The organism is Azospirillum cavernae, from assembly GCF_003590795.1.
Lineage (GTDB): Bacteria > Pseudomonadota > Alphaproteobacteria > Azospirillales > Azospirillaceae > Azospirillum > Azospirillum cavernae.
This window is the reverse complement of the sequence record NZ_QYUL01000001.1, coordinates 1,904,535-1,919,527: the sequence shown is the minus strand read 5'-3', so window position 1 is coordinate 1,919,527 and position 14,993 is coordinate 1,904,535. Positions and strand designations below refer to the sequence as shown.

The window sequence follows — 14,993 nt, the reverse complement described above, 5'->3', positions numbered from 1 at the left end:
CCGTGGGTGCGCGCCGTGAGGAGCGTTCAGTGCGTGGAGGACGAGCCGCAGCCCGAGGACGGGCCGCCGGATGGACCGCTTGAGGAGCAGGAGCCGCCCGCCCCGCCCGCCGAAAAGGATTTGCCGCAACCGCAACTGCTGGTCGCGTTCGGGTTGTCGAACTTGAACCCGGCACCCTCGATCCCCTCGACGAAATCGACGACCACGCCGCTCAGAAAGGGCTGGCTGTTGGCGTCAACGAAGATCGTCACCGGGCCGAAACGGAACACGGCGTCGTCGTCGCCCGCCCCGGCTTCCAGCCCCATCTGGTATTTCATCCCGGCGCAACCGCCGTCCGTCACCGCGATGCGCAAACCGGCGGCGGCGCCGCCCGATTTCGCCAAGACCCGTTCCAGGGAAGACACCGCCGCATCGGTCAGAGTCACCATGTCCCGCCTCCTCAAAACGCGCCGCCGGGGATGCCGGCCAATCTGGGTTTGAGTAAAGCAAGAGGCGGGCCAACTTATAAATCATTGAATTTCAACAATTGTCAGGCTGGCGCAAGTCCGACAATGTTGGTGATACGTACGGCTTTGTCGGGTTTTGGGCGTGTCGGATTTGCGACAGCCGCGACCTTTTGACGCGCAAAAATAATGTGGTCTTTCGTCGCGCCCGCCGCCGGTCCATGCTGGGGCGTCGTCGGCGCATCGGATGGTTAGATCACAGAACAGAAGGGACAAGCATGGACCAACCGATCGAACTGCGCATGTCGAACGGACGCATGGCGTTCGGCGACGTGCCGGAGCACATCGACCTGTTGCTGCAAGAGGCGGTGCAGGCGCGCGACCTTCCCGACCAGTGCGAGGCGATTTTGTGGCAGGCGCACAAGGCGGCCCCCCGCGTGCTGCCGGTCTATTACGCCCTGTACAAATTCTATTTCAACCGCAAGCGCTTGGCCGACGCCGAGCGGGTGGCGCGCATCGGCCTGGACGCGGCGGCGCGCGAAGGTGGTTTCACGGCGGATTGGGGCCAGTTGACGGCGACGACCGCCGACTGGACGGCGTTGGGCGCGCCGCGCTTTTTCCTGTTCACCATGAAGGCGCTGGCCTTCATCGAACTGCGCCGTCACAACCGCGACAAGGCGCTGGCGATCCTGGCGAAGATGGCCGAACTCGACCCCGTCGATCAGGTCGGCTACGGCACCGTCGCCGCGCTGGCGCGCGGGTTGGGCGAGGGGTGAAACCCTTTGCGTGCGCCCGGCGGTTCATCGCCGGGCGCACGCAACGTCAGAGAGTTACGCCCCGAACACGCGCTTGAACACCGTGTCGACATGCTTGGTGTGATAGGTCATGTCGAACATCGGCTCCAGCGTGTCGCGGGCGATGTGCTTGGCGACGTCGGCGTCGGCGGCCAGCAGCTCCAGGAAGTTGCCGCCATGCTGCCAGACCTGCATGGCGTTGCGCTGCACCGCCTTGTAGCTGTCCTCGCGGCTCATCCCCGCCTGGGTCAGCGCCAGCAGCACGCGCTGCGAGAAGACCAGACCGCCGAGGTCGTCCAGGTTCTTCTGCATGCGCTCCGGGTAGACCACCAGCTTGTCGATCATGCCGGTCAGGCGGGCGAGCGCGAAGTCCAGCGTCACCGTGGCGTCCGGGCCGAACATGCGCTCGACCGAGCTGTGGGAGATGTCGCGCTCGTGCCACAGCGTCACATTCTCCAGCGCCGGGGTGACGGCGGCGCGGACGATGCGGGCCAGACCCGTCAGATTTTCCGACAGGACGGGGTTGCGCTTGTGCGGCATCGCCGACGACCCCTTCTGACCGGGGTGGAAATACTCCTCCGCCTCGCGCACTTCGGTGCGTTGCAGATGGCGAATCTCGGTGGCCAGATTTTCGATGCTCGACGCGATGACGCCGAGAACCGAGAAATAGAAGGCGTGACGGTCGCGCGGGATGACCTGGGTCGAGACCGGCTCCACCGTCAGACCAAGCTTGGCGGCGACATGCTCCTCAACGCGCGGGTCGATGTTGGCGAAGGTGCCGACCGCGCCGGAAATCGCGCAGGTGGCGATGTCCTTGCGGGCCTGAACCAGACGCTCGCGCCCACGGGCGAAGGCGGCGTAGTGACCGGCCAGCTTCAGGCCGAAGGTCGTCGGCTCGGCGTGGATGCCGTGGCTGCGGCCGATGGTGACGGTGTTCTTGTGCTCGTAAGCCCGGCGTTTCAGCGCGTCGAGCAGCTTGTCCATGCCGTCGAGCAGCAGGTCGGCGGCCTGCGTCATCTGCACGGCCAGGCAGGTGTCCAGCACGTCGCTTGACGTCATGCCCTGGTGGACGAAGCGCGCCTCCGGCCCGACATGTTCGGCCAGATTGGTCAGGAAGGCGATGACGTCGTGCCGGGTCTCCCGCTCGATCTCGTCGATGCGGTCGATCTCCCACTTGCCGCGCTCCCAGACGGCGGCGGCGGCTTCCTTGGGGATGACGCCCAGTTCGGCCTGCGCGTCGCAGGCGTGCGCCTCGATCTCGAACCAAATGCGGAAGCGGTTTTCCGGCTCCCAGATGCGGGCCATGTCGGGGCGGGTGTAACGGGGGATCATCGGCACTCTCCGAAGGAAGCGGTCCTGAACGACGGCTGTTGAGCGGTTCAAAGGGGGCTTGCGCGCCGCGTGAGGATCGTTCCACCACGCGCGCGCGACCATAGCCGCGACGGCGTCCGTTGCAAAGCCTTGCGAAGGTCTGAGGAGCGGCGCAAACATGCAGGCGGGTTTTTGAACGTTCGATCAGAGACAACAGCAATCAGAGAAATCTTATCAACCTTAAGGGAATGTGCGCCTAGGTTGCAGCAAGCGACGCGATAGAAAAACAGGTTGTTGTTGTGCGATTTGGTGGCGTTGTGCGGCGCGCGCAACTCTCGTTCGCGAGGACTTCTGTCAAAGAGTCGCGCATCAATCGCTTCGACGCGCTTGCGGTTGCAGTCTTGCGGGCATTCAGCAAGAATTGCCGCGCGGGGATGGGGCGAGCCGCCGTTTCGCCTGTCAGGGGGGTGTTCGTTGTCTGATCCTGTCGCCGAGTTGGTGCGCGAGCCGTCTCGCTCCTCCGACGAGGCCCGACTCTATCGCTTGCAATTCCTGGCGTCGCTGTCGCTGGTGACGGTGCTTGTCCTTGGCCTGGGCTTCTATTTCGTTTGGCAGCATTGGGCGGATTTCGAAACCGACCTGCGCCAGTCGGAGGCGCGCGCGCTCCAGGAACAGCGGCAGGCGTTGGAGCAGGAGGTCGAGAACGCCCGGTCCTATCTGGCTTACATGCGCTCGCGCACCGAACCTCTGCTGAAGGAGCAGCTTCGCTCCCAGGTGGACGAGGCTTACGCCATCGCCCGATCCATCTACGAGCGGCAAAAGGGCATTCTGCCCGAAGAGGCGATCAAGGAATCAATCAAGGAAACCCTGCGCCCGCTGCGTTTTTCCAACGGGCGCGGCTATTACTTCATCAATGATTCGGTCGGCATGACGGTGCTGATGCCGATTGAGCCAGCCCGTGAAGGGTGGTCGCCCATCGCCGCGTCCGATCCGAAGGCGGGCAAGGTGATGCAGGAGCTGCTGCGCGCCGCCCATGATCCGCAGACGCGGGGATTCGCCCGCTACCGCTGGGGCATGCCCGACGCCCCGGACCAGATGGTGGACAAGATCGCCTTTGTCCGGAAACTGGAGCCGTATGATTGGATCATCGGCGCCAGCGATTCGTTGGCGGCGGTGGAAGCCAAGCTGCAAAAGGAATCGCTCGACCGTCTGCGCTCCTTCCGGTTTGGCGAGAGCGGCTATGTCGGGGTGCTGCGCGACGACGGCAAAGTCCTGCTGTCCCTGACCTCGCCAACGTCGGAGGGGATGAACGCCCGCGATTTGCCCTGGCAGGTCGAACGCGATCTGGTCTTGCAGTTCCTGGAGGTCGCCCGCAAGGGCGGCGGCGAGCTGCGGTATGATTGGGTGCATCCGGTCACGGCGCGCCCGACTCCGAAAATGGCCTTTGTTTCGGCTCCGGGCGTCTGGGGCTGGTCGTTGATCGCCGGATTCTACATCGACGATGTGGCGCATGAGATGGAGGTCCGGCGGGCCGAAATCGGTCGGGGGGTCGATCAACGGGTGTTGACCACGGTGGCGGTGCTGGGCGTGGCGCTGGCCGCATCGGTCGGCGTGTCCTGGCTGGTCACGGGGTGGATTCGGCGGATCGTCCGCAAATACCAGAGCAGCATGCGGCGCAGCGACACCATGCTGCGCGAACGCGCCCGTCAGCTCTATCTGGCGAATTTCTTTGTCGATCATGTGTCGGAAATCGTCGTCTTGGCCGACGCGCAACTGCGCATCGCCTACATCAACCCGTTTGGCTGCACAGCGCTGGGCGGGACGCTGGAAGATCTGGTGATGGGGCAGGCCGATCTGCTCAAGCGCTTCGCCGACGACCAGGACGACACGTCCAGCCATTACGAAACAACCTACCTCACCCCCGATGGCCGCACGCTGGATCTGGAGGTCACGGCCAGCCGCATCGCCTATGAGGGGGAAACATACTACTCCGCCATTGCCCGCGACATTTCCGAACGCAAGCGCGCCGAGTGGGAGTTGCGCCTGTCGGCCAAGGTGTTCGACAACGCCGCCGAGGGCATGTTCGTCACCAACGAACGAAACCTGATCGTCGCCGCCAACGACGCTTTCACCCGCATCACCGGCTACAGCCGGGAGGAAGCGGTGGGGCAGGATCCGAAATTCCTGCGGTCGGATCGCCAGGACGCGCAGTTCTTCGAGGATTTGTGGGCGCAACTGCGCAAAAACGGCCATTGGGCGGGTGAACTCTGGAACACCCGCAAGAATGGCGAGGTGTTCCCGGAATGGCTCAGCCTGAAGGCCGTGGTGAACGAGGCGGGGGCGGTCGTCAACTACATCGCCGCCTTCACCGACACCACCGAAACCCGCGCCCAGGAAGAGCGCATCCGCCATCTCGCCCAGTATGATTTCCTGACCGACCTGCCCAACCGCTTCCTGCTGCGCGACCGTCTGGAGCGGGCGATGCTGGCGGCGGGGCGTCACGGCAACAAGGTCGGGCTGCTGTTCGTCGATCTTGATCGTTTCAAGACGATCAACGACAGTTTGGGCCACCAGATCGGCGACAAGCTGCTGCGCGAGGTTGGTTCCCGTCTGCTGGCGACGGTGCGGGCCAGCGACACGGTCAGCCGCCAGGGCGGGGATGAGTTCGTCATCCTCATCAGCGACATGGAAACCGCCGACGCGGCGGGAACCGTGGCGCGCAAGGTGCTGAAAAACCTGTCTGATCCCTTCGTCATCGATGGGCATGAGTTGCAGGTCACGCCGTCCATCGGCGTCGCCATCTACCCCGAAGACGGCTCGACCATCGACGCGCTGCTGAAAAACGCCGACATGGCGATGTACGCGGCCAAGGATGGCGGGCGGGCCACCTATCATTTCTTCACGCCGGAGCTGAATCGCCGGGCGTCCGACCGCATGTGGACGGAAAACAACCTGCGCCGGGCGCTGGCCAACAACGAGTTGGAGCTGTTCTTCCAGCCGCAATTCGCCGTCGGCAGCCGCCGTCTGGTCGGGGCGGAGGCGCTGGTGCGCTGGCGCCAGCCCGACGGCTCGCTGATTATGCCCGGCCAGTTCATCCCGGTGGCCGAGGACACCGGCCTCATTCTGCCCTTGGGCGATTGGGTGCTGGGCGAGGCCTGCCGCCGGGCGTCGGAGTTGCTGAAGCATCAGGATCTGCTGATCGCCGTCAATCTGTCGGCGGTGCAGATGCGTCGGCCGGGTTTGGCGGATCGCGTGGCGGGCTGGCTGTCGGCCTACAACGTGCCGCCGGAGGCGCTGGAGTTGGAGGTGACGGAAAGCGTCCTGATGGATGATTCCGACGTGGTCGCCGAAACCTTCGCGCAACTGCGCGAAATGGGGGTGCCGCTGGCCATCGACGATTTCGGCACCGGCTACTCCAGCCTCAGCTACCTCAAGCGCTTCCGCGTCGACAAGCTGAAGATCGACCGTTCCTTCGTCTGCGAATTGAAGAGCGACGACCCCGACAGCGGCGCCATCGCCGAGGCGATCATCGGTATGGCCCGGTCTCTGCGCATGCAGACTCTCGCCGAAGGGGTGGAGACGGAGGAGCAGTTCACCTGTCTGGCCAATCTGGGCTGTGAGCAAATTCAGGGTTATCTGCTGGGCCGCCCGATGCCCTACGACGATTTCGTCACTTTCCTGAAAAATCAGGCGCTGGTCCCGGAAGTGGCGGAATAGGGCTGGCGTCCTTTGCCATCACGCCGGGCCGGGCGCCATGGCGTTGCTTAACCGGCGTCGCATCCGGTGGCTGGCGGGGTCGCTCGCCATCGTCCGACGCCACAGGCGTTGAGGGCGCCGCCTATGCCGCAACTTTTCCCATCGTCGAAATCCGCTGACGATGAAGCTGCGCCGCTTGAGCACAGGTCGCGGACGGCCTGACGCGGGTAAAAACCAATATTTGCCACAACCCTATCCCAGATTGATTTTCAAAAAAGAGGAAGGTGGGGCAAGAAGATATAATCTTAAGTGATATGTCAAAAGGCTATTGATAACAATATTAATGGAGATAATGATTTATAAAAGGTCATAAAATAAGGCGGCGCCTATAAGAAAAATAAAAATTTAGCCTTGCTAAGGTATTTTATCTATGAATAATGTTGTTTGCTTTGCAAATATATTAGAGATGCAAATTGAAATAAAACAATGACTATAAAGTGTTCACCAAATCTCCCAATTATTAATAGCATTTTTGCAACATTATAAGAAATTATTTCTGTTGGTGAAATTTACAGCGCGAGCAACCTCCAGGCTTTTGGAGGATTTTGACATCAGATAAGTTAATTTATATCGAAAAGCACTCACGAAACAAAGGAAAATGGCCATGGACTCACAAACGCAAGCCTTTCTCAGTGTAACTCTGGGGCAGGTGCCCGAAGTCGGGTCGTTTCTCTCCGGTATTTTTAACATCGTGGAGCCGGATGAATTCAATGAAACTTTGGTGAAGCAGCTTGATAATATCGAATTCACTTTAAAGGATATAGAAAATCAAATAAGACAATTGGGTTTGTCTATAAAAATGAGCGAACTCTACGCGGAGGAAAATCAAGCGGATTCAAATATTGATAATTGGTATTACAACCATGTCGGACCCTGGCTCAAGAGGAATAATACATCCAATGAAATGGATGGAAAATATCTTAGCACCGAAACTGGCTCTGCTGGCGCTGATATTTTACAAAATTGTACCATGATGTTGGATGATATTAATTCGGCTATTCTTGGAAAACTTGGCGAGAACAACAGTAAGTGGCTTCAGTTGGTTATTGATCAATGCTTGGGGGCGAGCGCCGCAACGAGGGCGGCTAACCAAGTGGATTCTTATGTTGAAATTTCATACAAATGCTGGTTGAAATTAATACATATTCAGATGAAGGGAATAGCCTGCTTAAGGGCTATTAACAGCGACCAGCTTGGGCAATATATCTGTGTTGTGCGCGACAATATTATAGCGCAGGGGATAGAGTGCCAAAATTTGGTCAATCAAAACCTTAGCAATGATGACTTTACCTGGGTGGGGACTGGTGGTCCAGACTGGTCGGCGGCCTGCGTTCTCGAAGTCAGCGATGTTAACAACCAATTTGTCAGCATCGAGGATAGCAAGGTTATCAGCGGGTGCGTATCCGTCGGGATCCAGTTTGGAACGGTTTCGGGTCAGAACCAGTGGGGACCTGAGATTGCTTCTGGGATGATGCTAAAAGACGGAAGCATCAAGCTCTCCAGTTCGTCGTGGGGTGACGTTCCTTTTGGAAAAAACCTCAACTTGGCGCCGACCGGATTGGGAAACGGGGGAGCGTTTATAAATTATACAATGGACAGCTGTGTTCTGAGCCACGGCGAGGTGATCACCGGGGTGAAGCTGGTTGTGGATCACACGCAAAGCTGGGAGCACTCTGCTGAATACAACGACGCCTTTGGCGCCGTCATTACCTACAACAAGGTTAAGCCGGATCTTTCGCTCGATTCCGACCAAACCTACACCCTAAATCTGGACGTAGCGGCCGTCAAAAAAGCAGAGGTCCAGCGTGTGGCCCTGGGTCAGTATTCATCACTCCCCTCTCGCGGCGCCTCCACGCCGATCACCGGATTCGGTTACACCGTGTTCGGCAACCAACTGGCCATTCGGCTGCAAACCTCCATCCATCAAAACGCCTTTGGCCCCGTGTTGATCGACGCCGGCGACCAAGTGGCGTTGTATAGCCCGGCCAAACGCGGTTATTTGGAAAACAACAATGGAGCGCCAGCCATCAATTCTGGCGCATTTGGAAGCAACCAAAGCTTCCAGTTGTCGGGCCTCTCCCATCCGCCTCAGTACGGCGATAAAGTTACCATCACACAAGTCGGCTCACCTCAGGTTTTGTTGGGGAGCAGCAACGGGCAGTTGGTGTTCGGAGAGTCTGGGAACGTCACACACAGCCATTGGACACTCGTAAATCCCGCCGATGTTGCGGGTGACTACGGAAGCGATCCTGTGCCGAAAGTCTACAATTGGAGCGCAGTGTTGTTCATGCTGTCTGGAAACGACCAGGGCCTTTACTTGAAAGTGGAGAGTGAGACCCTGATCCTGACCCTTGGCTCCCCCACCGAGAACCAATCGGGGAAGGGCAACGTGGCTCGTATCGATGATTCTTCCTATTACTGGAACGTGCGCCCTGGCCAGAGCTGAAAATCAAGGTGTGACCAGGCTGTGCATCCTGTTCCATCGCGTGTGACGGGAGCCATTGTCTGGTCACTTTTATACGTTGAGGTGGTGCGAGCGAGCAAAAAGCGGTGGCGCGCAGGGGCAACATTGTCCGAGAGAGGCCGTAACCCCAGCCAACGGCCTCTCTTGACCGCGAATGGGATTCATTCACATTGAGAACCATGGCATTGCCAATGCATGACGCCGGCTGACCGGCGGCGATGGTTTCGCCTCGCTACAGCAGACGTTGCGCCTTGAAGCTGGTGTGCTTGCCGCCTTTGCCGATGATGAGGTGATCGTGCACCATCAAGCCAACGGCGTTGGCGGCGCGCACGATCTCCTTGGTCATCTCGATGTCGGCGCGGCTGGGGGTTGGGTCGCCCGACGGGTGGTTGTGGACCACTCTAGATGATTTTATAATGTTCTGAAATCGTGTGATTTTTTCGATTTCGTCAGTAGCTGGTGCCGGGGAGTGGGGTATGTCCAGGATGCTTGATCGTGATCGTCACGTCTGATCCCCGACACGTTCATTGAGTCGCTTGAATGCACGGCAGTGCACTCTATTCCTTTCGTCCCAGGCTTCAAGCTCCTCGATCGGATAGAGAACGGCCTTTCCGATCTTCACGAACGATGGTCCAATTCTCATGGCTCGCCAATTGCGAAGCGTCCCCACGGACACACCTCCACGATAGCGATCACTGACCTCTTCGGGGGTTAGAAACTTGGTCTCTGACATACTTCCTCCTGCTACCGGCGGCGCTTCGACGTTGTTCCGCCGATCATGAGTAATGGTCGAGCGCTTGGTTGTTCCTTTAAGTGGGGCGATCACCCGGATTCACCTCCGGGCTCGCCGATTCGTCGTGGCTCACGCTGCTGCACGGAAATGGATGCGACATGAGCACGCGGGAGGGAAGTCCCGTTTGAGGGCGTAGGGAAAGAGGTTGCCTACGGCTAAAAATCGGTCGGTTCGCGCGCACAGGATACACGATTTCATGTGCGCGAGACTGCGGTGTGTGAGCTGATGTTGTGGACGGGGTGTTGATGAGATGGGCGCTCCCCGCTTTTGGTGAAAAACCCCACCTGAAGGGGATCGGCCCTCTGGAAGCGGAGACCTTCCATGCAGCCCACGATCATCGGCCTTGATTTGGCCAAGATGATTTTTCAGGTTCACTGCGTTGACGCGGCGGGCAAAATTGTCCTCACTAGGCGTCTGCGCCGCGATGGCGTTCTGAGCTTTTTCGCCAACCTGTCGGCCTGCGTCGTCGGCATGGAGGCGTGCGCCACCGCGCGTTACTGGGGCCGTGAAATCACCAAGCTCGGCCACACGGTGCGCCTGATGCCGCTGCGGTATGTGAAACCCTAAGGTTCTGGCACACTCAAACCGGGCCGGAGCTGCAGGGTCAGGTCAGGCAGGCCCCTCGCCGTCCTCGCCGAAGTCGGGGCCTGGGGATCATCGGAACAAAAACTCCGATTGGGATGAGATGACTGTACGGAAAACCCCTATGCCATGATTTTCGCGCAGCCGATCAATCCGACAGGGCTTTCCGCGCACGATTCCGAGTGTTTTGGACGGTCGAGCGGGTTGCTTCGGCAAGCGTCGGAAAACAGGTCGGCCCATGCCCCGGAAACGGCGAAGGCCGCCGGTTGGCTGCCGACGGCCTCGCTGTCGCGAATAGGTGCGTGTTGTGGCATCGCCCATCTCCCTGGAACTCCCCCCCCCCGGCGGGTACCCTTGAGGTCCATCCGCATTCCCGGTGCAGAGAACCAACACGAGCGGGGCCATTCAGGCGGCTTCGAGGACACGGTGGCGCAGCAAGTCGAAGCTACCACGACCGTTCATCGTGCGCTTGATCGTCTTCAGCCGGCTGATCTGGCCCTCTACCGGCCCGGTGCTCCACGGCAGCGACAAGGCCGCGCGCACCGCCGCCAGATCACGCTTCAGGCCGCCGGCGAATCTCGCCAAAGCCGTGCCGTCGGTCGCCAGCAGCCACTCATCCAGTTCTCCGGCCCGCTGTTCGCGAACCATCGTCCGGAAGGCCCGAGCCAACGCGACGGTCTGCGCCAGCTTCGGGGAACGGGAAAGCAGGGCGGTGACGAAGGCCTGTTCGGTCGCGTCGATCTCGGTCGCGTCGGCGACCACCAACCATGCCGCCCGTCGCCGCGATGGCGCCCGCCATGAGGCCGAGACTGCACAGGTCGTGCCTGGGATGGTCTGCCGCAGAGGCCGTGCCCAGTCCCGAACCGTGGTCCGTTGACCGGTGAAGCCGAGGGACTTGATCTCCCGCCAGAGCCGTGCGGCGTTGTGGCACCCTTCGTCCCAGCGCCGATGCAGATGGTCGAGGAACGGATCGAGCTGGCTGCCCTTGGCCGGCTGGCGCCAGGGTGGTGGCTGCCCGGACCGTAGCCACACCCGCACCGTCTTGCGGTCGAGGCCGAGCGTCTGGGCGATGCGGGTTTGCGACCAGCCGCGAGCGTTCAGCGCGACGACCTTCTCGAAACGGGCTTGGCGGGCGGCCTGGATGACGGCGCTCCTCTGCTCGCGACGGGTCGGTGGTTTGCCACCCTGATCAGGCTGCGGCACGTGTGCCTCTTGTCCGGTTCCATCGACGGGAGCGGCGGCCAGTTTGGCCGCCGCCCGCAGATCCCGATGATGACCGGTGAGAATCTCACGCAGCGCATCGGTGAGATTGTGCAGGAGGTGCCAGCGATCGGCGACCTGAACGGCGGTCGGCACGCCTCGGCGGATGCCGTCGGCATAGGCGCCCGCGCGATCGTGGGCAACGATCTCGACGCCGGGATGCGCCTTCAGCCACGCGGCGACGGTGTCGGCTTGGCGGTCGGGCAGCAGGTTGATCGGGCGGCGGTGTTCGAGGTCGACGACGATGGTGCTGTAGCGTTTGCCGCGGCGCCACGCCCAGTCATCGATGCCGATGACGCGCGGCGTCGGGATCGGCGCCATCGGCTCCGCCCGGATCAGGCGCAGCAGCGTGTCGCCACTGACCGGCATCGCAAGGCGGGTGGCCAGCCGGGCGCCGGGATCGCCGTCCGCGCTCAAGGCGATGGTGCGCTGCGCCTCGGCAAGCCGGCGGGTGCGCCGGACCCGCGGCGCCGCGACCGTGGGCAGGCGTTCGGCGAAGACACGGCGCGGGCAGTCCGCGGCCGGACACCGGAATCGGCGGACTTGCAGACGCAGTTCACCCATACGGCCCTGCCAGGGCAGATCGCCCAGGCGGCGACTGTAACGACTGTGGACGCGGCGCGATGGTCGGCGGCACAGCGGGCAGGCGGCCGTGACAGCACGCACATGGGCCGCCACCACGACACGATCGGCGTCGACCGTGACCTGATCAACGACAAGCCCGGCCGGCAGCAAGGAAAGCAGCGATTTGGACAAGGAAGCGGGTGCTCATGCAGGAAATGCTTCCCTTTATGTGCTCATTCCGCTTCCCATCTGCATCCGGCCTGCACCGGAAACCCTCTGTGCCAATGACGGTGAGACATCAGCCCGCCGGAAGTTTAAGCTTGAGGGCGTAGGACACTCATTTCGTGGTCATGCCCAACAAGACGCCCCTGCCAGCCGTTGAAGCTGGCGCCGCCCCTGCCAGCGGTGAGCCGCCGCGGGTTGTCGCCGCGCCCGCTGCAGCCTCCCCGGAACTGTCGCCCCGTCCGAAGCGCCGAACCTTCACGGCGGCTGAGAAGCTGCGGATTCTGAGCGAGACGGATCGGGCGGCGGACACCGGCGGGATCGCGGCCATTCTGCGCCGGGAAGGTCTGTACTCGTCGGCGCTGACGGACTGGCGTCGCCAGCGGGACGCCGGGGCGTTTGAGGCGCTGAAGCCGCTCAAGCGTGGGCCGAAAGCCGCGCCGACCAACCCTTTGTCCGCCGCGTTGGCTCAGACCAATCGGGAGAAGGCGCAGCTTCAGCGTCGGCTCGAACAGGCCGAAACCATCATCGAGATCCAAAAAAACCATCGCGGATTGTGATTCCGCCTGTGGGCGCAGAAACGGGCGGGACTACCTTGATCGCCGGAGGGAAGCGGCCGTCTACTTTTTGGTGGAGTGATACCCCGTAAAAAAACATGGCCCCCGGGTTGTTGCGGGCTTGAGAGTGGTGACGCCCCAAGCGATCCTGATTAGGAAATTGATGGTTTCCGCAGCCCGGCCCTCCTCGTTTGGCTCATGTTCCAAGGAGCGCGCCATGTCTGAAACAAAAAGGCCAGCCCGTCGCCAGGGAACCATGCCCTGCGTCCACCCCAACGCGGCCGCGATCGATATCGGGGCGACGATGCATATGGCGGCGGTCGGCCTGGACCGCGACCCGGAGCCGGTGCGCCGCTTCGGTACGTTCACCGGCGATCTGCACCGTCTTGCCGACTGGTTCGTTCAATGCGGGGTCAAGACGGTGGTCATGGAATCCACCGGGGTCTATTGGATTCCCGTTTACGAGATCTTGGAGCAACGAGGGTTCGCGGTGTCGGTGGTCAACGCTCGGGACGCCAAGCACGTTCCCGGTCGCAAGACCGATGTCAGCGATGCGCAATGGCTCCAACGTCTGCACGAGTACGGCTTGCTGCGGCCCAGCTTTCAACCCCATGGCGCGATCGCGACCTTACGGGCCTATCTGCGCCAACGTGAACGGTTGCTGGATTACGCCGCCGCGCACATTCAGCACATGCAGAAGGCGCTGACGCAGATGAACCTGCAAATCCACCACGTCGTCTCCGACATTACCGGGGTCACCGGCATGCGCATCATCCGCGCCATCATCGCCGGTGAGCGTGACCCGGACGTCCTGGCATCCTACCGCGAACGCGGCTGCCACGCTTCGAGCGAAACCATCCGCCAAGCCTTGGTCGGCAATGCCCGCGACGAGCATGTTTTTGCACTCGCTCAGTCCGTGGAATTGTATGATGTCTACCAAGCCAAAGTGGCGGACTGCGATCAACGGATCAAGGGCGTCTTGGATCGGTTGGCGGCGGCGGCCTCCAAACCAACCAAAGAACTGTCTCCCCCACGACACAAGACGCGGGGCGCCAATGCTCCGGCCTTCGATGTGCGGAAATCCCTCCACGCCATTCTTGGCGTCGATCTGACGCAAATTCACGGACTTGGTCCGTATATTGTCCTCAAGTTGATCGGGGAATGCGGAACTGATCTTTCCATGTGGCCGGACGCCAAGCATTTCACATCCTGGCTGTCGTTGGCGCCCCATAATAAAATCTCCGGCGGCAAAGTGCTGTCCTCACGAACACGCCGATCCGGGAACCGGGCGGCCTCGCTGCTGCGGCTGGCCGCCATCACCGTCGGACGGACCGAGACGGCGCTGGGGGCCTTCTTCCGCCGTTTGTCGAGCCGTGTCGGCAAAGCCAAGGCCGTCACCGCCACCGCCCGCAAAATCGCCGTGCTGTTCTACAACGCGATGCGTCATGGCATGGACTATGTTGACCCCGGCGCTTCCTACTATGAAGAGCGGTATCGTCAGCGTGTCCTCGACAACCTGCAGCGACGCGCCAAGTCGTTGGGTTTGGTTCTTTCCCCCGCCGCCGCCATTCCGGAAGCTGTGGGGGTTTCTTAGGAAGTGGCTTCCCTGCTGGGGATAACCCTGGCGACGTCCGACGGCGACGAAACGCCATGAGGGAAACGGTCGTGGCGATGGCGCCGTCCGGCGGTCTCACCACCGCCGTCTGCGCCGCGCTTGGCGTGTCACGGTCCTGCGTCCATCGCCATCGGACCCGCCGCGACGCTCCGGCCACGGTCGCCCGGCGGCGTCCCCGTCCACCGCGCGCTCTTGATCCCCAAGAGCGCCAAGCGGTGCTCGACCTTCTGCGCGAACCGCGCTTTGTCGATTTGGCTCCGGCGGAAGTCTACGCCACCTTGCTCGACGAAGGCGTCTATCACTGCTCCATCCGAACCATGTACCGTCTGCTGGCCGACCATGGCGAGATCCGAGAACGGCGGGATCAACTCCGCCATCCGGTCTACAAGAAACCTGAGCTGCTGGCGCAGGCTCCCAACCAGGTCTGGTCCTGGGACATCACCAGTGCCATCCTGCCCCGTCGATGACGACGGCGGCATGGGCGCCGGGAGCGACGGTGCGGCTGATTTCCTCCAGCATGAGGGTCATCGCCTCGGTGTTGGCGCGCGTCATGACGATGGCGGCTCCGGTGTCTCGGGCCGGGCAGACCGCCCCGAAGAGATAGGCCGATTTGAAGCGCACTATAATTCATT

Annotated in this window: 7 protein-coding genes and 5 pseudogenes; 7 read left to right on the top strand and 5 right to left on the bottom strand. The window is 61.4% G+C overall.

What is annotated here, in order from left to right:
• Window positions 1-26 precede the first annotated feature (26 nt).
• Entirely contained in the window at window positions 27-428 is a 402-nt protein-coding gene (locus D3877_RS08780) for a HesB/IscA family protein (protein ID WP_119830240.1), read from the bottom strand.
• Between the two features lie 293 nt (window positions 429-721).
• Between D3877_RS08780 and D3877_RS08775 the strand changes: the two genes are divergently transcribed.
• Window positions 722-1,219, top strand: a complete 498-nt coding sequence (locus D3877_RS08775) for a hypothetical protein (protein WP_119830239.1) — start codon at window positions 722-724, stop codon at window positions 1,217-1,219.
• 54 nt (window positions 1,220-1,273) lie between these two features.
• On the opposite strand, the gene purB is transcribed toward D3877_RS08775, so the two are convergent.
• Window positions 1,274-2,569 (bottom strand): adenylosuccinate lyase, encoded by a 1,296-nt coding sequence (purB, locus tag D3877_RS08770; RefSeq protein ID WP_119830238.1) that lies wholly within the window; start codon window positions 2,567-2,569, stop codon window positions 1,274-1,276.
• A gap of 453 nt (window positions 2,570-3,022) precedes the next feature.
• Here purB and D3877_RS08765 point away from each other — a divergent pair, with 453 nt between their 5' ends.
• Entirely contained in the window at window positions 3,023-6,265 is a 3,243-nt protein-coding gene (locus D3877_RS08765) for a bifunctional diguanylate cyclase/phosphodiesterase (protein WP_119830237.1), read from the top strand.
• 643 nt (window positions 6,266-6,908) lie between these two features.
• On the top strand, window positions 6,909-8,750 hold the full coding sequence (locus tag D3877_RS08760) for a hypothetical protein (RefSeq protein ID WP_147395120.1): 1,842 nt from the start codon (window positions 6,909-6,911) through the stop codon (window positions 8,748-8,750).
• 250 nt (window positions 8,751-9,000) lie between these two features.
• On the opposite strand, the pseudogene D3877_RS08755 reads toward D3877_RS08760, so the two are convergent.
• Window positions 9,001-9,168 (bottom strand): annotated as a pseudogene (locus tag D3877_RS08755) (JAB domain-containing protein); the annotation flags it as partial.
• 714 nt (window positions 9,169-9,882) lie between these two features.
• On the opposite strand from D3877_RS08755, the pseudogene D3877_RS08745 reads away from it, so the two are divergent.
• Window positions 9,883-10,125: pseudogene (locus D3877_RS08745) on the top strand (IS110 family transposase); the annotation flags it as partial.
• A gap of 423 nt (window positions 10,126-10,548) precedes the next feature.
• On the opposite strand, the gene D3877_RS08740 reads toward D3877_RS08745, so the two are convergent.
• Window positions 10,549-12,159: an ISL3 family transposase gene (locus D3877_RS08740; protein WP_119830161.1), complete on the bottom strand. Its 1,611-nt coding sequence runs from the start codon at window positions 12,157-12,159 to the stop codon at window positions 10,549-10,551.
• Window positions 12,160-12,311: 152 nt separating this feature from the next.
• Here D3877_RS08740 and D3877_RS08735 point away from each other — a divergent pair.
• The 3 genes and pseudogenes from D3877_RS08735 to D3877_RS08725 all read left to right on the top strand — a co-directional run.
• Window positions 12,312-12,731, top strand: a pseudogene (locus tag D3877_RS08735) (helix-turn-helix domain-containing protein); the annotation flags it as partial.
• A 232-nt stretch (window positions 12,732-12,963) separates the two neighbouring features.
• Complete coding sequence (locus D3877_RS08730; protein ID WP_119830233.1) at window positions 12,964-14,340, top strand: IS110 family RNA-guided transposase; 1,377 nt, start codon at window positions 12,964-12,966, stop codon at window positions 14,338-14,340.
• Between the two features lie 11 nt (window positions 14,341-14,351).
• A pseudogene (locus D3877_RS08725) lies at window positions 14,352-14,825 on the top strand (IS3 family transposase); the annotation flags it as partial.
• On the opposite strand, the pseudogene D3877_RS08720 reads toward D3877_RS08725, so the two are convergent.
• Window positions 14,806-14,979, bottom strand: a pseudogene (locus D3877_RS08720) (IS630 family transposase); the annotation flags it as partial. The pseudogenes D3877_RS08725 and D3877_RS08720 overlap by 20 nt on opposite strands.
• Between the last annotated feature and the right edge of the window lie 14 nt (window positions 14,980-14,993).

What these genes read in the sequence shown, in the direction of transcription:
- D3877_RS08780 (WP_119830240.1), bottom strand. Translation starts at nt 428, where the DNA reads ATGGTGACTCTGACCGATGCGGCGGTGTCTTCCCTGGAACGGGTCTTG.
- D3877_RS08775 (WP_119830239.1), top strand. Translation starts at nt 722, where the DNA reads ATGGACCAACCGATCGAACTGCGCATGTCGAACGGACGCATGGCGTTC.
- D3877_RS08760 (WP_147395120.1), top strand. Translation starts at nt 6,909, where the DNA reads ATGGACTCACAAACGCAAGCCTTTCTCAGTGTAACTCTGGGGCAGGTG.
- purB (WP_119830238.1), bottom strand. Translation starts at nt 2,569, where the DNA reads ATGATCCCCCGTTACACCCGCCCCGACATGGCCCGCATCTGGGAGCCG.
- D3877_RS08730 (WP_119830233.1), top strand. Translation starts at nt 12,964, where the DNA reads ATGTCTGAAACAAAAAGGCCAGCCCGTCGCCAGGGAACCATGCCCTGC.